Source organism: Erwinia pyrifoliae DSM 12163 (assembly GCF_000026985.1).
Classification (GTDB): Bacteria; Pseudomonadota; Gammaproteobacteria; order Enterobacterales; family Enterobacteriaceae; genus Erwinia; species Erwinia pyrifoliae.
This window is the reverse complement of the sequence record NC_017390.1, coordinates 2,885,086-2,906,556: the sequence shown is the minus strand read 5'-3', so window position 1 is coordinate 2,906,556 and position 21,471 is coordinate 2,885,086. Positions and strand designations below refer to the sequence as shown.

Genomic DNA, 21,471 nt, shown 5'->3' with positions numbered 1-21,471 from the left:
GCGACTAATACAGCTCAGAGAAAAAGCCCGGCAGGCCCGCCTGACGCTGATAGAAAACGTCTGCACCATGTGCTTTATCAGCTCCTGCTTTTCTGATGGCTTCAGAGTTTTTTTTCGATGACATCTTTCAGCGCCCTGTTCTCAAGGCTCAGATCGGCGAACATCTGCTTCAGACGACGGTTTTCATCTTCCAAATCTTTGATCTTCTTGATGTCGCTGGCCTCCATACCCCCGTATTTTGCTTTCCAGTTGTAGTAACCGGCTTCTGAAATTCCGGCTTCACGGCACACATCCTTCACCGTTCTGCCAGCCTCCACAGACTTCAGAACGNCGATGATCTGGTGTTCGGTAAAACGGGCTTTGCGTATAGCGGTCTCCTCAGGGGCATNATCAGTATGCCGGAAGATCTCTAAAAGTGAATGGCACCATTATNCGGGATGCTTACAACCGCAGTGGGCGCACATTTGGACTGAACAGGAGACGTGCAGATAGCCTGGTTTGCCGCGTATTGCCATCGTGGCCGACTGAGGCGGCCACGATAATGAATGTTAACCCGTAATCAGTTTCTCCAGCTCGGCGCGGCTGGTGACTTTACTGTCAATTTTGACATAGGCACTCTGCTCTTCAGGCACGATAAACACCTCTGACACGCCGGCATGTGCTTTCAGCCGCTGTTCCAGGCTCAATTTATCCAGGCTGCAATGTTCAAGCGTTATCCGCAGGCTGCTGACATAGGGCGGTTCTTTCATGCTCAGGCTCAGCAACAGCCAGACTACCGCAATCAGTGCCCCTGACAGGAATACGCTTTGCGCATCGATGTGGTCAAACACCCAACCGCCCATGCTGCCGCCAATCGCCACGCCGATAAACTGGCTGGTGGAATACAGGCCCATTGCGGTCCCCTTATAACCTGGAGGCGACTCTTTACTGACCAGTGACGGCAGTATCGCCTCCATCAGGTTAAAACCAATAAAGAACAGCTGAACACCTAAGACCAGCGTCCAGAAATGGTTTCCCGATCCCCACAAGACAATTTCAGCAACCAGCATAAGCGCCACGCAGCCGACAAAAACACGTTTCATCCGGCGTTTAACTTCTGCGTAGATAATAAATGGCAGCACGGCGGCGAAAGCGACCAGCATGGTACAAAGATAAACTTTCCAGTGCTCGCTGGCTGGAAATCCTGCCTGTTCAAACTGGCCGGGCAGGGCAACAAAACTCGACATCAGCAGTATATGCAGACAGAGAATACCCATATTCAACTTTACAAGGCGATCGTTGGCGAGGACGTCGCGAATGCTGCCCTTCACGATGCCCGATTCACGATTAAGGATGTGGGTTGACGAAGAAGGGACTGCCAGCAGCGTAATGACGATACCGCAAACAGCGAGCAGGGCGATCATCCAGAACAGCGCCTGCAGGCCAAGAGCGTGAGTAATAACAGGGCCAAGCACCATGGCAATGGCAAAGGTAATGCCGAAGCTGATGCCGATAAACGCCATCGCTTTAGTTCGGTTCTGCTCACGCGTCAGGTCAGAAAGCAGGGCCATAACGGCGGCGGCTATCGCGCCGGAACCCTGTAACGCGCGTCCGAGGATCACCCCCCAGATCGATGTTGTCATGGCGGCAATCACGCTACCGATAGCAAAGATCAGCAGCCCGCCGATAATCAGCGGTTTACGACCTATGCGATCGGAGAGAAGTCCGAAAGGAATTTGAAATACTGCCTGCGCTAAACCGTATATGCCGATGGCCAGTCCAATGAGTGTCTCACTTGCTCCCTGTAATGCCATGCCATAAGTGGTCAGGACGGGTAAAACCATAAACATTCCCAGCATGCGCAGGGAAAAAACCGTCCCTAAACCCCAGGTTGCGCGCAGCTCAACCGAAGTCATTTTATTATCGTTCATGACTACCTCAATGCTCTTAATATTTCTATTCTATGTGTCTGGCAAGGGCGGGTAAAATATTACTTTTTAAGCATTTATGACAAGAAGAAAGGGCGCGAAATCGCGCCCTTAGCAGTGATATGGCTTGCTGTTAACCGATGTAAGTGAGCAGGTCTTTTGAGGCAGGTGTCATAAAATCAACCGACATCATTACGCTTAATGCAGTAATGGCCACAATCGAGAACACGAACAGCTTACGCGCCCAGACGCGGTCGTTCTGGGTTTTGTAACCTGAAAGCGCCATTCCCAACCACCAGACGCTGACTGCGGAGGCTACAACCAGATACTTGTAGCCCGCATAGCCGACTAAAGTCAGCATCAAAGTGGCAACCATAAATGCGATGATATACACCGTGATATGGTTTTTAGCGACTGAGATACCTTTCACCACCGGCAGTACCGGAATATTGGCTGCCTGGTAATCTTTAAAGCGGAAGATGGCAATCGCATAAGAATGCGGCATCTGCCACAGGCTAAAGATAGCCAACAGGATCAATGCCCCCGCGTCAAACTGACCAGACACGGCACAGTAGCCGATAACCGGCGGTGCGGCTCCAGACAAGCTACCAATCAGCGTGCCGTAAACGGAGTTGCGTTTCATGTACAGGCTGTAGACGCCGACATAAACCACAAACCCCATCACCGCCAGCCACATCGCCAGCGGGTTTGCTCCGAAATACAACAGCGCGAAGCCAGCAATACCCAACACGGTTGCATAAACCAGGCTCAATTTCGGAGAGATGAGGCCTTTAACCAGCACCCGATTCTTGGTTCTCTCCATTTTCTTGTCGATGTCGCGGTCGATATAGTTGTTATATACACAACCTGATGCGACCACCAGTGAAACACCGACTAAGGTGGAGAGAAACAGGGAATAGTCAATGCTGCCTTTAGAAGCCAGCAGGAACCCCCCGATCACAGAAATTAAATTTCCGAAGATAATTCCTGGTTTTGTCACTTGCAGGTATTGCTTAATCATCACAGTAGCTCGGTTAATGGCTCATCATGTTGTAGTTGAGGTTCCACATGATCCACAGCGAGCCAACAACAACAATCAGGATGATAAGTGCTGCAAACACGATAGCAATCAGGTTCCAGCCCCCCTCAGACTTACTGTCCAGGTGCAGGAAGTACACCAGATGCACCAGCACCTGGACAACTGCACACACCAGAACGACAGTGAGGATCGTGGCTTTAGAAGCACCACCGTCCATGACCATCCAGAATGGGATACCGGTCAAAATGATCGACAGGATAAAGCCGATCATATAAGACTTTACGCTACCATGAGAAGCGCCATGTTCAGTTGCAGGATGGCTCATTACATCACCCCCATCAGGTAAACAATGGTGAATACACAGATCCACACCACGTCCAGGAAGTGCCAGAACAGGCTCAGACACATAATACGCGTACGGTTGGTGTCGTTCAGACCACGTTTGGCCACCTGATACATCAGTACCAGCATCCAAATCAGCCCGGAGGTGACATGGAGGCCGTGAGTACCAACCAGCGTAAAGAAGCCGGAAAGGAAACCGCTGCGATCGGGACCGAAGCCTTCGGCGATCAGGTGATGGAATTCATAGATTTCCATGCCGATAAAGCCCAGACCAAACAGGAAGGTCAGCGCCAGCCAGCCGATAACCGCACCTTTCTGCCCCTTGTTCATGTTGATGACGGCAAAACCATAGGTTATGGAGCTCAACAGAAGCAGGGCGGTTTCTACCAGTACGAACGGCAGTTCAAAAATATCTTTACCTGCAGGGCCACCTGCGGTGTTGTTTACCATAACACCATAAGTGGCAAACAGCGTTGCGAAGATAATGCAGTCGCTCATCAGGTAGATCCAGAAGCCAAATACTTTATTGGCTCCTGCATCGTGATGCCCATGCTCAGCATGGGCGTCGTGGTGTTTAGTCAGAGTTTCAGTCGACATTTTTCAGACCTGCTTTGCTAATTTCGTCAAAGTGCTGATTCTCGATTTTTTCGATCTCGGCAACAGGAACGTAGTAATCCACGTCTTCGTCAAAGCTCTTGACGATCCACGACACAATCATGCCGAGGAATGACAGGCCTACCAGCCACCAGATGTGCCAGATTGCCGCAAAACCGAAGATCAGGCTGAAGAAACCGATAACCACGCCAGCACCGCTGTTTTTTGGCATGTGAATTTCAGCATAGTGAGCCGGGCGTTTATACGCTTCACCTTTCTCCTTCATTTCCCAGAACGCATCACGTTCGTGAACTGCAGGAACAACGGCAAAGTTGTAGAACGGCGGTGGCGAAGAGGTTGCCCACTCCAGAGTACGCGCGCCCCACGGGTCACCGGTCAGGTCACGGTTCTGCTCACGGTCACGAACCGAGACATAGAACTGGATCAGCTGGCAAGCAACGCCACAGGCGATCAAAGCAGCACCACACGCGGCGATAACCAGCATGGGATGGAACTGCGGGTCGATATCCTGGCTAAGACGACGCGTCATACCCATAAAGCCCAGTACGTACAGCGGCATAAAGGCCACGAAGAAGCCGATGATCCAGAACCAGAATGCACGAATACCCCAGGTTTCATTCAGCGTAAAGCCGAATGCTTTCGGGAACCAGTAAGTCACACCGGCAAAGCAACCGAACACCACACCACCGATAATTACGTTATGGAAGTGGGCAATCAGGAACAGGCTGTTGTGCAGCACGAAGTCAGCACCCGGTACAGCCAGCAGAACGCCGGTCATACCACCTACAGAGAAGGTGACCAGGAAGCCAACGGTCCACAGCATCGCAGAGTGCATCTGGATGCGCCCCTGATACATGGTGAACAGCCAGTTAAAGATTTTAACACCGGTCGGAATGGCGATAATCATCGTCATAATACCGAAGAAGGCATTAACGTTCGCACCCGCACCCATGGTGAAGAAGTGGTGCAACCACACGATGAAGGACAGGATGGTAATGACTACCGTTGCCCATACCAGTGAGGTGTAACCAAACAGGCGTTTTTTAGAGAAGGTGGCGACCACTTCCGAGAACACACCAAAGACTGGCAGAACCAGGATGTACACTTCCGGATGACCCCAAACCCAAATCAGGTTGACGTACATCATCATGTTGCCGCCCATATCATTGGTAAAGAAATGGAAACCAAGATAACGGTCAAGGGTCAGCAGAGCCAGGGTCACGGTCAGAACCGGGAACGCGGCAATGATCAGTACGTTAGTACACAGAGAAGCCCAGGTGAACACCGGCATTTTGAACATGGTCATGCCCGGTGCGCGCATCTTCATGATGGTCACGAAGAAGTTGATACCTGTCAGGGTTGTACCAATACCGGAAAGTTGCAGACTCCATATCCAGTAGTCAACGCCGACCCCTGGGCTGTATTCTGCCCCGGAAAGTGGCGGATAAGCCAACCAGCCCGTTTGCGCGAACTCGCCCACGCCCAGTGACAGGTTAACCAGTACCACACCGACAGCGGTAAACCAGAAGCTGAGGTTGTTGAGGAACGGGAAAGCCACGTCGCGTGCGCCGATCTGTAACGGAACAGCAATGTTCATCAGACCCACAACAAACGGCATCGCTACGAAGAAGATCATAATTACGCCATGGGCGGTGAAGATCTGGTCGTAGTGATGGGGAGGCAGGAATCCGGCCTCGCCGGCAGAGGCAAGCACCTGCTGACTACGCATCAATACCGCATCGGCAAAGCCGCGCAGCATCATGACAAACGCCATGATGATGTACATGATCCCGAGTCTTTTGTGGTCAACAGACGTCAACCACTCGGTCCACAGGTATTTCCATTTGCCGAAGTAAGTTAGCGCTCCGGCGATGGCGAGACCGCCAAGAATGATGGCAGCAACCGTTACCACGATAATTGGCTCGTGGTAAGGGAAGGCATCCAGGGTTAATTTTCCTAACATCGTATTATTCCTCGGCTCCCGCGTGAGCGGTGTTGCTCATATCCATGCCTTCATGGCCTTCACCGTGAGACATTTCCATGCTTCCGCCGTGGTTCATCTGGAACTGGCCAATGATATCTTTGAACAGTTCAGGTTTCACACTTGAGAAGAATTCCACCGGGTGATTTTCGCTGGGCGCAGCCAGCTTGTTAAAATCATCCATTGTCATGAGGGTATCTGGAGACTGTTTCGCTTTTGCAATCCACTGGTCGAAGGTCGCTTCGTCAGGAGTAGCAATCGCCTTAAACTTCATACCAGAGAATCCGCGACCACTGAAGTTGGAAGAGATACCGTCAAAGGTGCCGGCTTCATTCGCAATAAGATGCAGTTTAGTCTGCATGCCCGCCATAGCGTAAATCTGGCTACCGAGGGTTGGAATAAAGAAGGAGTTCATGACGGTGTTCGAGGTAATCTTGAAGCTTACAGGGCGGTTAGCCGGGAAAGCAATCTGGTTAACGGTGGCAATCCCCTGTTCCGGGTAGATAAACAACCATTTCCAGTCAAGCGAAACGACTTCGATCTCGACAGGTTTAGCATCAGATTCCAGTGGCTTACTTGGTTCCAGAGCGTGAGTTGATTTCCACGTAAGAATGCCAAGAAAAACAATGATTAAGATGGGTACAGTCCATACCACGGCTTCCACTTTATTTGAGTGTGACCAGTTGGGGCTGTATTTCGCATTAGTGTTGGATGCCCGGTACTTCCAGGCGAACACCACGGCCATCAAGACTGCTGGAATAACCACGATCATCATCAGGCCGAAAGCCGTCAGAATCAGCGAGCGTTGCTCCATCGCAATCTGTCCTTTGGGATTCAATAATGCACTATCACAACCACTTAGCAAAACCATGCTTGCGATTAATGACAAAATCCCCAAACTTTTATTGTATTTACTGAGTCTCATTTAACGACCTCAATGACAAGGGCTCTATTGTCGTTTAAGTGTGGCGGCATTTTACGGGAAGGTTTCGGTACTGTAAACCTGCAACAGGTTGTGTCAGCAGGGTGTTGACACCTTTTGCAAACGTTGTCACATCTGTTGCCGGAGGTGACAAAATATGAACACTGGCAAAGGGTTGGCACTAATATAACAAAATCTGATTTAAATAACCTTACAGAAATTGCATCAGCTATAACCAGTCAATTAACGCACCAATTATTTAACAAAAATTTAGCATGGCGACATTTATATTTAACCTAGAATAGTTACTAACCGGTGATTAATAATTCAAAGTGAGATAATTAATGATAGGTCGGCTGGCAAAAAACCTCAAAAAATGCTTAAAAATAAATTTTCTCGATAAGTTCAGAATAGGCGACAAGGTAATCTCCGATCGTCATTCGCTATGACGGCATTCACCCCAAACAGTTAAGCCAGCCACCCAACAGTGGCCAGCTTACCCATCGCTTTCTCTGAGGTAAGATGCGCTATGGTGTTGACGAATCTGGATTTTTACGCGTTGTCATGTAATCCAGCGACGTACCAAGGACGATGGCACCCAGCAGCAATACGATGCCAATTTCAAACAGCGCGTTGCTTAATCCGCTCACCGTTAACCATCCCAGCGCTTCCAGCATCAGTAACAGTAGCCAGCCAGCCAGCAGCACGCAGCCGCACAGCAGTGCGCGCAGCGCCCAGCGATACCCCGATAGCCAGGTGCTACGCGGCGGAAAATCACTGTGATTCTGTGCATATTCCAGCGTCGATTTACAGCCGGCCAGTAGCAGCAGGCCCGGTAAAGCCGCCACCACGGTGAAAGCATAAAAGGCCGACCAGCCCCAACTTTCAACAAACCAGCCTGCGACCGGACCGACATAAACGCGGCCAACCGCAGCAAGCGCAGAGAGCAGGGCAAACTGGGTAGCGGAAAACGATCGGTTGCACAAGGTCATCAGCAGCGCAACAAAAGCGGCAGTACCCATACCGCCACACAGGTTTTCGACGGCAACGGCGGCAGCCATGTTGAAAAGGTTTTTGTCGGTTACCGCCAGCATCCAGTAACCGAGATTGGAGACCGCCTGCAAAGTGCCAAACAGCATCAGTGCGCGGAAAAGGCTAAGACGTTGCATCAACATCCCGCCAGCCAGGGCGCCAATGATTGTCGCCATCAGCCCCAGAGTCTTGTTGACCAGCCCAACTTCACCTGCATCAAATCCAACGCCGCGAATAAGAAAAATGGTATTCAGGCTGGCGGCGAACGCGTCACCCAGCTTATACAGCACGATCAGCGACAGGATCAGCCAGGCATTATTACGATTAAAGAAGTCGCCCAGCGGGGCAAACGCAGCCTCTTCCAGGGAACGGGGCCGCTTTATGGAATTTTCTGGTTCTCTCGCCAGAAGTGTGGCGATAATCCCGGGAAACATCATGGCGGCCATCAGCCACCAGATTGCCTGCCAGCCAAGGAAACGGTCGGCCAACCACAACGCCAGTCCGCCGGAAACCAACATCGCGAGCCGGTATCCCAGAACGCTTATTGCTGCACCGCCACCACGTTCCGCCACCGTCAGTACGTCAGTTTTCCATGCATCAAATACAATATCCTGGGATGCCGAACAGAATGCAATCAGCACCGCCAGCGCAGCCAGTAACGTCAAATCGTGGGAAGGCTGCATAAAACCCATTAGCGCAATACCGACCGTCAATAATATTTGCGTAACGAGCAGCCAGCCACGCCTGCGGCCAAGAAACGGCAGTGTGTAGCGATCCATCAACGGTGACCAGAGAAACTTAAAGACGTATGCCTGGCCGACCAGAGAAAAGAAGCCGATGGTTTTAATGTCGACATTCTCGACTGCCATCCATGCCTGCAATGTACCTGAAGTCAGTGCCAGCGGAAGGCCGGAAGCGAAGCCGAGTAATAAAAGAAGGGCGCTGTTACGCCGCGTAAAAATCTGCAGATATTGATTGGGCATATGAACCTTAAATCAGGCCCGGCGTCCTGCCGGGCCGGAGAGGATTAACGCGCGTTTTGTTTGATAAATTCAGTCACGCTGGTGTCCTGTGCCATGTCAGCTATTACGTCGCCTAAGGCGTTGTTAACAACCTTAGTGATCTTGTCGTTGGTTGCGGAGAACGCACCTTCAACGCTGTTAGTCTGACGGTAATTTTTCACCTGCTTACTGCCGTTTTTGGCGGTGGCGATAACTGAAATATCCGCTTTGGTGGTAATGCTGTAACGGACATTGCCTTGTGTTACATCGGCATACAGATTATTCACGATGATTTGCAGATCAACTGCACCGGCAGGTCCGATCATATAACCGCGCGCGGTCATCTGTTTTTCCAGGGTTTCCTGCAGCAGGAAACGCAGATCGCGTGAAGGCGTAAGCGTCACCAACCGGCCATCGCGATTGACTTTGGCCAGGGCCTGATCGCTGCGTCTGTCGGCACCATTGATGCTGACAGTGGTAGCCATCAGGCCAGGATCGCGCTGAGGCAACTGAATTTTCGGCGAAACATCAAGCGTATTGCTGTTACTCGCACAGCCAGCCAGCACAAATACGGCCAGCAGAGGGAAGATAATTTTTTTTAACATGCTTTTTTCTCGATTGTGTGAAAAGTATTGCTGGCAAAACAGCGGCCATCATATCATTGCCTGCTAGCAGAAGAACCCCTGCAGCGCGTAAATTCATTGCGTTGCCATCGGCGGTTTGACATCAATACCATTGCTATGTTGCAACGGATTCACTCACTTTTCACCGTGCACAGATAAAATGTGTTACATGTAGTCAGTTTCATCTGAAAACGACTACGATTTAAAGGGGATAGAGCGTTAATCGTCTGCATCTTAGGAGTCCTGATATGGTCCGTGAAGAAATAGAAGATAAGCTACGTACGGCGTTTTCTCCGGTGTATCTTGAGGTGCAAGACGAAAGCTATCGTCACAACGTACCTGCGGGGGCGGAAAGTCATTTTAAAGTGGTTATCGTTAGCGAGAGCTTTAACGACCATCGCCTGCTTTCCCGGCACCGTGCTATTTACGCCGTACTGGCTGAAGAACTGGCAGGCAGCGTGCACGCGCTGGCGCTACACAGTTATACGCTGAAAGAGTGGGCTACATTGCAGGATACGGTGCCCGCATCGCCAGGCTGTCGCGGTGCCGGCATTCTGTCATAGCATGAGCTGAACGCGGTAACGCAAGAACATTGTCATCACCCTGGCCACCTGTTTTTGAGGTGGCCTTTTGATGATTACGCGCAAAAACACTGGCCGGCAGTGAAATATTACGTTTTGATGACAAAAATGTAAGAAGTTACGGGGTTCGAGTCATCGTGTAGCCTCGACTCGTCATGATGTTGTCGCTATAATGCTGCGTCTATTTTTCCGCTATGTCTTCGGGACGCTTTTGTTAACAGGGAATGTGGTTCTGGCATCAGAAGCCGTCCCGGTTGTTAGATTCATCTTGTGAATAAAGGCAGGGTGCGTCTGAAGTTGACCGAGCACGTGATTTTTTGAGGTAATAAGATGCAAGTTTCAGTAGAAACAACTCAGGGCCTTGGCCGTCGCGTAACGATTACCGTTGATAAAGATGTGATCGAAAACGCGGTGAAAAATGAGCTGGTCAGCGTAGCTAAGAAAGTACGTATCGACGGTTTCCGTAAAGGTAAAGTACCGATGACCGTTGTGGCGCAGCGTTACGGTGCTTCCGTTCGCCAGGACGTTCTGGGCGATCTGATGCAGCGCAACTTTGTTGATGCAATCATCAAAGAAAAAATTAATCCGGCTGGCGCGCCTCAGTATGTGCCAGGCGAGTATAAAATCGGTGAAGACTTTACTTTCTCTGCCGAGTTTGAAGTCTACCCGGAAGTTGAGCTGCAGGGTCTGGAAGCCATCGAAGTTGAAAAACCGGTTGTTGAAGTCACCGAAGCTGACGTTGACACCATGCTGGACACGCTGCGCAAGCAGCAGGCCACCTGGAAAGAAACCGATGCAGCAGCGACTGCCGAAGACCGCGCTACCATCGACTTCACCGGCTCCGTAGACGGTGAAGAGTTCGAAGGCGGCAAAGCGTCCGACTTCGTGCTGGCTATGGGCCAGGGTCGCATGATCCCAGGCTTTGAAGAAGGTGTTGTTGGTCGCAAAGCCGGTGAAACATTCACCATCGACGTCAGCTTCCCGGAAGACTACCACGCTGAAAACCTGAAAGGGAAAGCAGCCAAGTTCGACATCGTGCTGAAGAAAGTTGAAGAACGCGAACTGCCAGAGCTTACTGAAGAGTTCATCAAGCGTTTCGGCGTGGAAGCGGGTTCTCTGGATGGTCTGCGTGCAGAAGTTCGTAAGAACATGCAGCGTGAACTGAAAGGCGCTGTACGTAACCGCGTGAAGACGCAGGCAATCGATGGGCTGGTTAAAGCTAACGACATCGACGTTCCAGCGGCTCTGGTTGACGGTGAAATCGATGTTCTCAAACGTCAGGCAGCTCAGCGCTTCGGTGGTGATGAGAAACAGGCTCTTGAACTGCCTCGTGAGCTGTTCGAAGAGCAGGCGAAACGCCGTGTCGTGGTTGGCTTGCTGCTGGGTGAAGTGATTCGTACCCACGAGCTGAAAGCTGACGAAGATCGTGTTAAAGCGCTGATCGAAGAGATGGCTTCCGCCTACGAAGATCCGTCAGAAGTGATCGAGTTCTACAGCAAAAACGCCGAGCTGATGAACAATATGCGTAACGTTGCGCTGGAAGAGCAGGCTGTTGAAGCCGTGCTGGAAAAAGCGAAAGTGACTGAAAAAGCAACAAAATTCCAGGAACTCATGAACCAGACCGCCACGGCCTGATTTAAAACTTTCTGGTGATGACAAAAGCCCGCAACTACCTGGTTGCGGGCTTTTGCTTTTCTATAGCATGGCAAGTGAGAACATTTGACAGTTAATTGCTCATTTACTCCGCAAATTATCCGTTAAGCTACTTTTCCTGGTTAGCAGTTGATAAAAACGTTGTTATGCTTGAAATAGCAGGGGAAGATCCCCAAATGGTTACAATAGAAGTCATCAGGCCCGATCGTTGTCCGGATGACATCGGGTAGTCAGGCCTGGAATCGTAGTGTTCCTGATCGCTCTCAAGTAGAATCGCTACAGAGTGTGCCTAATGAAATATATCCAGGAGATGGTAATGTCATACAGTGGCGAACGTGAATTAACTGCACCTCATATGGCCTTGGTGCCAATGGTGGTCGAACAAACCTCTCGCGGAGAGCGTTCGTACGACATCTACTCGCGCCTGCTCAAAGAGCGCATTATTTTTTTGACAGGTCAGGTAGAAGACCACATGGCCAACCTGATCGTCGCGCAGATGCTGTTCCTGGAAGCGGAGAATCCAGAAAAAGATATTCATCTTTATATCAACTCCCCCGGCGGCGTGATTACTGCAGGAATGTCGATTTACGATACCATGCAGTTCATTAAGCCTGATGTCAGCACCATCTGTATGGGGCAGGCTTGTTCAATGGGCGCTTTTCTGTTGACTGCGGGCGCGAAAGGAAAGCGCTACTGTCTGCCCAATTCGCGCGTCATGATCCACCAGCCGCTGGGCGGTTTCCAGGGGCAAGCGTCAGATATCGATATTCATGCGCGTGAAATTATAAAAACGAAGCAGATGATGAACGAGCTGATGGCAAAACATACCGGGCAGACGATTGAAACCATCGAGCGTGATACCAATCGCGATCGCTTCCTGTCGGCCAGTGAGTCTGTCGAGTATGGATTAGTGGATTCTGTATTATCCCAACGTAGTTGATTATGCAAGTTGTGACAGATAGCCGTTGCCTGCACAGGTGACGGCCTGCTTAATTCCCCCGGGGGAAGATAAGCGCGATAATGAGAGGGAAGTAAATGACCGATAAACGCAAAGACGGTTCAGGGAAGCTGCTGTACTGCTCTTTTTGCGGCAAAAGCCAGCANGAAGTGCGTAAGCTGATTGCCGGCCCGTCAGTATACGTCTGCGATGAATGTGTAGACTTATGTAACGACATCATCCGTGAAGAGATTAAAGAAGTTGCGCCGCACCGCGAGCGCAGCTCACTGCCCACGCCGCATGAAATCCGCCACCATCTTGATGATTACGTCATCGGNCAGGAGCGGGCCAAAAAGGTGCTGTCGGTGGCGGTGTATAATCATTACAAACGTCTGCGTAACGGCGACACCAGCAACGGNATCGAGCTGGGCAAAAGCAATATTTTGCTGATTGGCCCAACGGGTAGCGGTAAAACCCTGCTGGCCGAAACGATGGCACGCCTGCTGGACGTACCGTTCACCATGGCGGATGCCACCACGCTGACCGAAGCGGGCTACGTGGGTGAAGATGTGGAAAACATCATTCAGAAGCTGCTGCAGAAGTGCGATTACGACGTGCAAAAGGCTCAGCGCGGCATCGTGTACATTGACGAAATCGACAAGATTTCGCGCAAATCGGACAACCCGTCAATAACGCGTGACGTGTCGGGTGAGGGCGTGCAGCAGGCGCTGCTGAAGCTGATTGAAGGGACGGTGGCAGCGGTTCCGCCACAGGGCGGGCGCAAGCATCCGCAGCAGGAGTTTCTGCAGGTGGACACCTCGAAGATCCTGTTTATCTGCGGCGGTGCGTTTGCCGGGCTGGATAAGGTGGTTTCACAGCGCGTGGACAGTGGCAGCGGCATCGGCTTTGGCGCGTCGGTGAAANGCAAGTCAGAAAAGGCGACAGAAGGCGAGCTGCTGGCGCAGGTCGAGCCTGAGGANCTGATTAAATTCGGTCTGATCCCTGAATTCATCGGTCGTCTGCCGGTGGTGGCGACGCTGACCGAGCTGAGCGAGGAAGCGCTGATCCAGATCCTGCGCGAGCCGAAAAATGCGCTGACCAAGCAGTATCAGGCGCTGTTTAATCTGGAAGGGGTGGAGCTGGAGTTCCGTGAAGAAGCGCTGAAAGCCATTGCCAACAAGGCGATGCTGCGCAAAACCGGTGCGCGCGGGCTACGCTCCATCGTGGAGGGCGCACTGCTGGACACCATGTACGATCTGCCGTCGGTGGATGACGTGGAAAAAGTGGTCATCGACGAGTCGGTCATCTCCGGCGAAAGCCAGCCGCTGCTGATTTATAGCAAGGGAGATACCCAGCAGGCATCTGGGGAGTAATCCATATGTTGTTCAAATAAAAACGGCCCGCAGTAACAGAAGCGGGCCGTCTTTATTTCTGACTGGCGAGTATCAGGCTTTTAGCTCGTTCCAATGACTGATGACGTGGGTAGCAATACCGTAGTCAATAGCCTGTTCCGGGCTCATCCAGTAGTTACTGTCTGTGTCCTTTTCCACCTTCTCCAGTGGCTGCCCCGTGGCTTTACTGATCAACTGATTGATACGTTCACGCGCGCGCAGCAGTTCTTTCGCTTCAATCTCAATATCTGAAACCTTGCCACGAACGCCGCCCAGCGGCTGGTGGATCATAAAGCGGGTATTAGGCAGCGTGTAACGATTTTCTTTATCTGCCGCCAGGAAAATAGTGATACCGGCGCTGGCTACCCAACCGGTGCCGATAACCAGCACTTTCGGCTTCACAAATTTGATCATGTCGTGGATAGTATCACCGGCTTCAACATGCCCCCCCTGGCTGTTGATAAACAGCTTGATCGGCTCGTCGCCCATCTCCTGCAGGATCAGCAACTGAGCGGTAACCTTCTCGGCAAGTGCCTGGTTAATCTCACCTGAAATGATAACGGAGCGTGACTGCAGGAGTTTATTCACTGCCAGCGCTGAGTTCTTCTCTTCCTGGCCGTTTTCTTCTTTTTTCTCTGGCTCTTCAGACATGCTTACACTCCATCGGATAAATTTAAGTGACCAGAGTTTAGCATAATCCAGTTAGCAGCTAAATAAACCCTGACTTCTTCACTTCTTTATCTTTTAAAACAGAACGTTAAATGACCTTTCGACGAAGTTTTTCTCCTTAAGCCTGATTCAGCCCTGGTACAGGCTAAATAAGCTTTCTTCATCCTGTACAAAGTGGAATGTGGCGCTGTTCTCCCTGCTTATCAGCAAAATGGGCTATATTAATGTTTAACAATGGTGTGAATTGCGACAGATCACTTCGGGTCTGTTGTGTACCAGCTATGAGGCTAACTGATGACAGAGAAGCGCAAAGACGGTTCAGGGAAGCTGCTGTACTGCTCTTTTTGCGGCAAAAGCCAGCANGAAGTGCGTAAGCTGATTGCCGGCCCGTCAGTATACATCTGCGATGAATGCGTAGACTTATGTAACGACATCATCCGTGAAGAGATTAAAGAAGTTGCGCCGCACCGCGAGCGCAGCTCACTGCCCACGCCGCATGAAATCCGCCACCATCTTGATGATTACGTCATCGGNCAGGAGCGGGCCAAAAAGGTGCTGTCGGTGGCGGTGTATAATCATTACAAACGTCTGCGTAACGGCGACACCAGCAACGGNATCGAGCTGGGCAAAAGCAATATTTTGCTGATTGGCCCAACGGGTAGCGGTAAAACCCTGCTGGCCGAAACGATGGCACGCCTGCTGGACGTACCGTTCACCATGGCGGATGCCACCACGCTGACCGAAGCGGGCTACGTGGGTGAAGATGTGGAAAACATCATTCAGAAGCTGCTGCAGAAGTGCGATTACGACGTGCAAAAGGCTCAGCGCGGCATCGTGTACATTGACGAAATCGACAAGATTTCGCGCAAATCGGACAACCCGTCAATAACGCGTGACGTGTCGGGTGAGGGCGTGCAGCAGGCGCTGCTGAAGCTGATTGAAGGGACGGTGGCAGCGGTTCCGCCACAGGGCGGGCGCAAGCATCCGCAGCAGGAGTTTCTGCAGGTGGACACCTCGAAGATCCTGTTTATCTGCGGCGGTGCGTTTGCCGGGCTGGATAAGGTGGTTTCACAGCGCGTGGACAGTGGCAGCGGCATCGGCTTTGGCGCGTCGGTGAAANGNCAAGTCAGAAAAGGCGACAGAAGGCGAGCTGCTGGCGCAGGTCGAGCCTGAGGATCCTGATTAAATTCGGTCTGATCCCTGAATTCATCGGTCGTCTGCCGGTGGTGGCGACGCTGACCGAGCTGAGCGAGGAAGCGCTGATCCAGATCCTGCGCGAGCCGAAAAATGCGCTGACCAAGCAGTATCAGGCGCTGTTTAATCTGGAAGGGGTGGAGCTGGAGTTCCGTGAAGAAGCGCTGAAAGCCATTGCCAACAAGGCGATGCTGCGCAAAACCGGTGCGCGCGGGCTACGCTCCATCGTGGAGGGCGCACTGCTGGACACCATGTACGATCTGCCGTCGGTGGATGACGTGGAAAAAGTGGTCATCGACGAGTCGGTCATCTCCGGCGAAAGCCAGCCGCTGCTGATTTATGGTAAAGCGGACGTTCAGCAGGTGTCTGGTGAATAAATAACCAAATTAATCCAGTGAGTTATGGCCAGGGGGGGAAATGTCCCCCCCTTTTACTTTTCTCGTAACCCAACATTGAATCTATTCCGTTCATCCCCATATACTCAGATACCTGTGGGTTAAACTGCACCTTTTTTAATGATGCGGTTCCCCTTACCCTGGCGGAAATTAAACTAAAGAGAGAGCTCTATGAATCCTGAGCGTTCTGAACGCATTGAAATCCCTGTGTTACCGTTGCGTGACGTAGTGGTTTATCCGCACATGGTCATTCCGTTGTTTGTTGGTCGTGAAAAATCAATTCGCTGCCTTGAAGCCGCCATGGATCATGATAAAAAGATCATGCTGGTCGCTCAGAAAGAAGCTTCAACGGATGAACCTGGTATTAACGATCTCTTCTCGGTCGGAACCGTTGCCTCTATTTTGCAGATGCTAAAGCTGCCGGATGGCACAGTAAAAGTGCTGGTGGAAGGGTTACAGCGTGCACATATCACCACCCTATCCGACAATGGCGACCACTTTACGGCTAAAGCCGAGTATCTGACGTCCCCGGAAATTGAAGAGCGCGAGCAGGAAGTGCTGGTGCGTACGGCGATTAATCAGTTTGAAGGCTATATCAAACTGAACAAAAAGATCCCGCCAGAAGTGCTCACTTCCCTCAACAGCATTGATGACGCTGCGCGTCTTGCTGATACCGTTGCCGCTCATATGCCGTTAAAGCTGGCGGATAAACAGTCAGTACTGGAAATGTCAGACGTGGATGAACGTCTGGAATATCTGATGGCGATGATGGAATCGGAAATCGACCTGTTACAGGTTGAGAAACGCATCCGCAATCGCGTTAAAAAGCAGATGGAAAAAAGCCAGCGTGAGTACTACCTGAATGAGCAAATGAAGGCGATTCAGAAAGAACTGGGCGAGATGGACGATGCGCCGGACGAAAACGAAGCGCTGAAACGCAAAATCGATGCGGCCAGAATGCCGAAAGAAGCGCGTGAAAAAACCGAAGCTGAACTGCAGAAACTGAAAATGATGTCACCGATGTCTGCTGAAGCAACGGTCGTTCGTGGCTACATCGACTGGATGGTACAGGTGCCGTGGAATGCGCGTAGCAAGGTGAAAAAAGACCTGCAGAAAGCGCAGGAAACGCTGGATACTGACCACTTCGGCCTGGAACGCGTTAAAGACCGTATTCTTGAATATTTAGCCGTGCAGAGCCGCGTTAGCAAAATCAAAGGCCCGATCCTCTGCCTGGTAGGGCCTCCGGGCGTGGGTAAAACCTCACTGGGGCAGTCTATCGCTAAAGCTACCGGGCGCAAATATGTGCGTATGGCGCTGGGGGGGGTGCGTGATGAAGCTGAAATTCGCGGTCACCGTCGCACCTATATTGGTTCGATGCCGGGCAAACTGATCCAGAAAATGGCGAAAGTTGGGGTCAAAAACCCGCTGTTCCTGCTGGATGAAATAGACAAAATGTCATCCGATATGCGTGGCGATCCAGCCTCTGCACTGCTGGAAGTGCTCGACCCGGAACAGAACATTGCCTTCAACGACCACTATCTGGAAGTGGATTACGATCTTTCCGACGTGATGTTTGTTGCAACATCTAATTCGATGAACATTCCGGCTCCGCTGCTGGATCGTATGGAAGTGATCCGCCTGTCCGGTTATACCGAAGACGAAAAACTCAATATCGCTAAAAAGCACCTGCTGTCGAAGCAGATTGAGCGTAATGCTCTGAAAGAACATGAGCTGACCGTCGACGATAGCGCCATTGTTGGCATTATTCGTTACTATACACGTGAAGCGGGCGTGCGTAGCCTGGAGCGCGAACTCTCCAAGCTGTGCCGCAAGGCGGTAAAAACCTTGCTAATGGACAAGTCCGTTAAGCACATCGAAATTAATGCTGACAACCTGAAAGACTATCTCGGCGTGCAGCGCTATGACTACGGCCGTGCCGACAGCGAAAACCGCGTTGGTCAGGTTACCGGCCTGGCATGGACTGAAGTCGGTGGCGATCTGTTAACCATCGAAACGGCCTGCGTTCCGGGTAAGGGAAAACTGACCTACACCGGTTCGTTGGGCGAAGTGATGCAGGAATCGATTCAGGCTGCGTTGACAGTGGTTCGCGCACGGGCGGAAAAGTTGGGTATCAACGGTGACTTCTACGAGAAACGCGACATCCATGTGCATGTGCCTGAAGGGGCAACACCCAAGGATGGCCCAAGTGCGGGTATTGCCATGTGTACTGCGCTGGTTTCTTGTCTTACCGGTAATCCGGTACGCGCTGATGTTGCCATGACCGGTGAGATCACGCTGCGTGGTCAGGTTCTGCCAATTGGTGGGCTTAAAGAGAAACTGTTGGCCGCTCACCGTGGCGGAATTAAAACGGTGTTGATCCCGGATGAAAACAAGCGCGATCTGGAGGAGATCCCGGAAAACGTTATTGCCGATTTGGATATTCATCCGGTGAAGCGCATTGAAGAGGTGTTAACCCTGGCCCTGCAGAACGCGCCTTATGGTATGCAGGTTGCCACGGCAAAATAGTGATTTAAGGCAAACTCACTATAAAACTAAGGTTGGTAAGTGAATTGGTGCTTGCCAGCCTTTTTAGCTGTGGTTAAGTTATGGCTCTGTCAGAGCAAGGATTGCCAGGGCTGTACAGCCCAAAAATAACTGCATGCTCGCATTTGGCGAAGCCCGCACAGGGTACAAATAACACAATAGGGGATGAGTGAGTGAATAAGTCACAGTTAATCGAAAAAATTGCTGCAGATGCCGATGTTTCTAAAGCCTCAGTGGGACGTATACTGGAAGCTTTTATTGACACAGTAACTAAATCACTACAGGTTGGCGAAGAAGTGGCACTGCTTAATTTCGGCACCTTTTCGGTACGCGAACGCGCTGAACGCCCTGGCCGTAACCCGCAAACCGGTAAAGAGATCACTATCGCAGCGAGAAAAGTGGCAGGTTTCCGTGCCGGTAAAGAATTGAGAGAAGCCGTTAAATAAGCGCGTTGAGGCATCGCAGCAGCAAATTTCTGCGGTGGATTGAGGATCGCCAATGCGTTCTCATGTAACATACGGGCACATCAGCAAATTGATGTGCTTTTTTTTTATGTTTCATTGACAAACGCCGGGGGCGGTTGTCTTACCGGCTAAGCACGTCCTGGTCAACGCGGGACGACAGCGCAAGGTTTACATTCATACTACAGCGGAGTGTTGTCACACCATGATGGACAATTTACGCGCGGCGTCGAACCATGTCGTGCTCAAAGTTATACTGGGCCTGATCATCCTGTCCTTTATCCTTACCGGGGTAGGCGGATACCTGACCGGCGGAAGCGGGGATTATGCCGCTAAAGTCAATGGGCAAGAGATCGGCCGGGCGCAGCTTGAACGTGCCTTTAGCAGCGAGCGTGCTCGCCAGCAGCAAATGCTGGGAGAACAATTTTCCGTGCTGGCGGGTAACGAAGGCTATATGCAGCAGATGCGTCAGCAGGCCCTCTCCCAACTGATTGATGAAATGCTGCTCACGCAGTATGCAAAAGAAATTGGCCTGGCTATCGGCGACGACCAAATCAAACAGGCGATCTTCACACAGCCAGCTTTTCAGACAGACGGGAAATTTGATAACGCTAAATACCTGAGCATTATCAATAATATGGGATTCACTGCCGATCAGTATGCAGAAGCTTTGCGTAAGCAGCTTACCACCCAGCAGCTAATTGGGTCCGTGACAGGAACTGACTTTGTTCTTGGCAATGAAACGGATTCACTGGCGGCGCTGGTGGCACAACAGCGTTTGGTGCGTGAAGTGACGATTAACGTTAACGCCCTGGCCGCTAAGCAGAACGTGACTCAGGAAGAGATCGCCAACTACTACCAGCAGCATCAGAGCAGCCTGATGTCTCCTGAGCAGTTCCGCGTCAGCTACATTAAAATGGATGCGTCGGCGATGCTGCAGCCGGTGAGTGAAAGTGATATCCAAAGCTGGTATCAACAGCACCAGGATGATTACACTCAGCCACAGCGCAACCGCTACAGCATTATCCAGACGAAAACCGAAGCCGAGGCACGGTCGGTTCTGGATGCTCTGAATAAAGGGGGGAGCTTTGCTAAGTTGGCGAAAGAGAAATCCGCCGATCCTATTTCTGCCCGCAACGGCGGCGATATGGGCTGGCTGGAGCCAGAGACCACGCCAGACGAGCTGAAAAATGCCGCTTTGAAAGAGAAAGGCCAGCTATCGGATGTGATTACCTCGTCAGTCGGTTTTATCGTTGCGCGCCTGGATGACACTCAGCCGGAAAAAGTCAAAGCGTTAAGCGAAGTGCACGATGAGATTGCCCGCAAACTGAAACAGGAAAAGGCGGTTGTTGCTTTCTATAAACTGCAACAGAAAGTCAGCGATGCAGCCAGTAATGACAACGAGTCACTGGCGAGCGCCGAACAGGTTGCCGGTGTGAAAGCCGTTGATACCGATTGGTTTGATCGTGACAATCTGCCAGCCGAGCTGAAGTTTAAAGCGGTGCAGGACGCTATCTTTAACGGTGCTCTGTTAGGTGAAAACGGTGCGCCGGGCAGCAACTCCGAGGTGATTACCGTGGATGGCGATCGTGCGTTCGTTCTGCGTATTCGCGAACACAAACCGGAAGCGGTAAAAGCGTTAAAAGACGTGGCTGCACAAATTACCGATACGCTGAAACAGCAAAAAGGGTTGCAGCAGGCAAAAGCTCAGGCAGACAAACTGTTGGCTGAACTGAAAGCCGGTAAGGGTGACGACGCGCTGAAAGCAGCCAATCTCAGATTTGCCGCTCAGCAGACGCTCATGCGTACCGGACAGGATGCGTTAACCCAGGCTGCATTCTCACTGCCACTGCCACCACAAGGTAAGCCGTCCTACGGCATCAGTGAAGATGCTCAGGGTAATGTGGTGCTGATTGCGCTCGACAAAGTGCAAAAAGGCGAGATGCCTGAAGCGCAAAAACAGGCGTTGGTGCAGGGCATCACCCAGAATAACGCCCAGCTTGCCTTTGCAGCCATGCTTAGCAATCTGCGTAAGGAAGCGAAAATCAAATACGGAGCTATGGCTCAGGCGCAATAAGCCTCGTAAATTTTCTGCAACAGATTGCAACATTCAAGGCCGCTTATGCGGCCTTTTCCATTTCTGAAACAGGCCGTTTGCCGCGCTGCCACTTCGGGCGTAGAGTT

The 21,471-nt window shown here is 51.4% G+C and carries 16 protein-coding genes and 2 pseudogenes; 8 read left to right on the top strand and 10 right to left on the bottom strand.

All coding sequences use genetic code 11. From position 1 onward, the window contains the following. Nucleotides 1–12 precede the first annotated feature (12 nt). The 9 genes and pseudogenes from EPYR_RS13230 to EPYR_RS13190 all read right to left on the bottom strand — a co-directional run. A pseudogene (locus EPYR_RS13230) lies at nucleotides 13–368 on the bottom strand (transposase); the annotation flags it as partial. 180 nt (nucleotides 369–548) lie between these two features. Next, nucleotides 549–1,910 (bottom strand): MFS transporter, encoded by a 1,362-nt coding sequence (locus EPYR_RS13225; protein ID WP_012668891.1) that lies wholly within the window; start codon nucleotides 1,908–1,910, stop codon nucleotides 549–551. A gap of 130 nt (nucleotides 1,911–2,040) precedes the next feature. Beyond that, the gene (gene cyoE, locus EPYR_RS13220) at nucleotides 2,041–2,928 is read right to left on the bottom strand and encodes a heme o synthase (RefSeq protein WP_012668890.1); all 888 of its coding nucleotides are present in this window, start codon (nucleotides 2,926–2,928) and stop codon (nucleotides 2,041–2,043) included. A gap of 13 nt (nucleotides 2,929–2,941) precedes the next feature. Continuing rightward, nucleotides 2,942–3,271, bottom strand: coding sequence for a cytochrome o ubiquinol oxidase subunit IV (locus tag EPYR_RS13215; protein WP_012668889.1), 330 nt, complete (start codon nucleotides 3,269–3,271; stop codon nucleotides 2,942–2,944). After that, nucleotides 3,271–3,885, bottom strand: coding sequence for a cytochrome o ubiquinol oxidase subunit III (locus EPYR_RS13210; RefSeq protein ID WP_012668888.1), 615 nt, complete (start codon nucleotides 3,883–3,885; stop codon nucleotides 3,271–3,273). Before EPYR_RS13210 ends, EPYR_RS13215 begins: the two co-directional genes overlap by 1 nt. Beyond that, on the bottom strand, nucleotides 3,875–5,866 hold the full coding sequence (gene cyoB, locus EPYR_RS13205; RefSeq protein WP_012668887.1) for a cytochrome o ubiquinol oxidase subunit I: 1,992 nt from the start codon (nucleotides 5,864–5,866) through the stop codon (nucleotides 3,875–3,877). Before cyoB ends, EPYR_RS13210 begins: the two co-directional genes overlap by 11 nt. Nucleotides 5,867–5,870: 4 nt before the next feature. Then, nucleotides 5,871–6,809, bottom strand: a complete 939-nt coding sequence (gene cyoA, locus EPYR_RS13200; RefSeq protein WP_012668886.1) for a cytochrome o ubiquinol oxidase subunit II — start codon at nucleotides 6,807–6,809, stop codon at nucleotides 5,871–5,873. 524 nt (nucleotides 6,810–7,333) lie between these two features. Continuing rightward, a complete protein-coding gene (gene ampG / locus EPYR_RS13195; protein WP_012668884.1) occupies nucleotides 7,334–8,821 on the bottom strand; it encodes a muropeptide MFS transporter AmpG in 1,488 nt (495 codons plus the stop codon). Nucleotides 8,822–8,865: 44 nt separating this feature from the next. Continuing rightward, a complete protein-coding gene (locus EPYR_RS13190; protein WP_012668883.1) occupies nucleotides 8,866–9,444 on the bottom strand; it encodes a lipoprotein in 579 nt (192 codons plus the stop codon). Nucleotides 9,445–9,710: 266 nt separating this feature from the next. On the opposite strand from EPYR_RS13190, the gene bolA reads away from it, so the two are divergent. From bolA to clpX (EPYR_RS13170), 4 genes are all read left to right on the top strand, one after another. Continuing rightward, nucleotides 9,711–10,025, top strand: a complete 315-nt coding sequence (bolA, locus tag EPYR_RS13185; RefSeq protein ID WP_012668882.1) for a transcriptional regulator BolA — start codon at nucleotides 9,711–9,713, stop codon at nucleotides 10,023–10,025. A 348-nt stretch (nucleotides 10,026–10,373) separates the two neighbouring features. Then, nucleotides 10,374–11,678 carry a trigger factor gene (gene tig / locus EPYR_RS13180; RefSeq protein WP_012668881.1) on the top strand — a complete coding sequence of 435 codons (1,305 nt, stop codon included), beginning with the start codon at nucleotides 10,374–10,376 and terminating at the stop codon, nucleotides 11,676–11,678. Between the two features lie 334 nt (nucleotides 11,679–12,012). After that, on the top strand, nucleotides 12,013–12,636 hold the full coding sequence (gene clpP, locus EPYR_RS13175) for an ATP-dependent Clp endopeptidase proteolytic subunit ClpP (RefSeq protein ID WP_012668880.1): 624 nt from the start codon (nucleotides 12,013–12,015) through the stop codon (nucleotides 12,634–12,636). A 95-nt stretch (nucleotides 12,637–12,731) separates the two neighbouring features. Beyond that, a complete protein-coding gene (gene clpX / locus EPYR_RS13170) occupies nucleotides 12,732–14,006 on the top strand; it encodes an ATP-dependent protease ATP-binding subunit ClpX (RefSeq protein WP_014539280.1) in 1,275 nt (424 codons plus the stop codon). Nucleotides 14,007–14,078: 72 nt separating this feature from the next. Here the strand turns inward: clpX (EPYR_RS13170) and EPYR_RS13165 are convergent, their stop codons facing one another. After that, entirely contained in the window at nucleotides 14,079–14,675 is a 597-nt protein-coding gene (locus tag EPYR_RS13165) for an ATP-dependent Clp protease proteolytic subunit (RefSeq protein WP_012668878.1), read from the bottom strand. 312 nt (nucleotides 14,676–14,987) lie between these two features. Here EPYR_RS13165 and clpX (EPYR_RS13160) point away from each other — a divergent pair. The 4 genes and pseudogenes from clpX (EPYR_RS13160) (at nucleotide 14,988) to ppiD (ending at nucleotide 21,364) form a co-directional block, all read left to right on the top strand. Further along, nucleotides 14,988–16,264: pseudogene (gene clpX, locus EPYR_RS13160) on the top strand (ATP-dependent protease ATP-binding subunit ClpX). A gap of 189 nt (nucleotides 16,265–16,453) precedes the next feature. Further along, the gene (lon, locus tag EPYR_RS13155) at nucleotides 16,454–18,808 is read left to right on the top strand and encodes an endopeptidase La (protein WP_012668876.1); all 2,355 of its coding nucleotides are present in this window, start codon (nucleotides 16,454–16,456) and stop codon (nucleotides 18,806–18,808) included. A gap of 191 nt (nucleotides 18,809–18,999) precedes the next feature. After that, nucleotides 19,000–19,272, top strand: coding sequence for an HU family DNA-binding protein (locus EPYR_RS13150; protein ID WP_012668875.1), 273 nt, complete (start codon nucleotides 19,000–19,002; stop codon nucleotides 19,270–19,272). 220 nt (nucleotides 19,273–19,492) lie between these two features. Then, nucleotides 19,493–21,364 carry a peptidylprolyl isomerase gene (gene ppiD / locus EPYR_RS13145; protein ID WP_014539277.1) on the top strand — a complete coding sequence of 624 codons (1,872 nt, stop codon included), beginning with the start codon at nucleotides 19,493–19,495 and terminating at the stop codon, nucleotides 21,362–21,364. Nucleotides 21,365–21,471 lie beyond the last annotated feature (107 nt).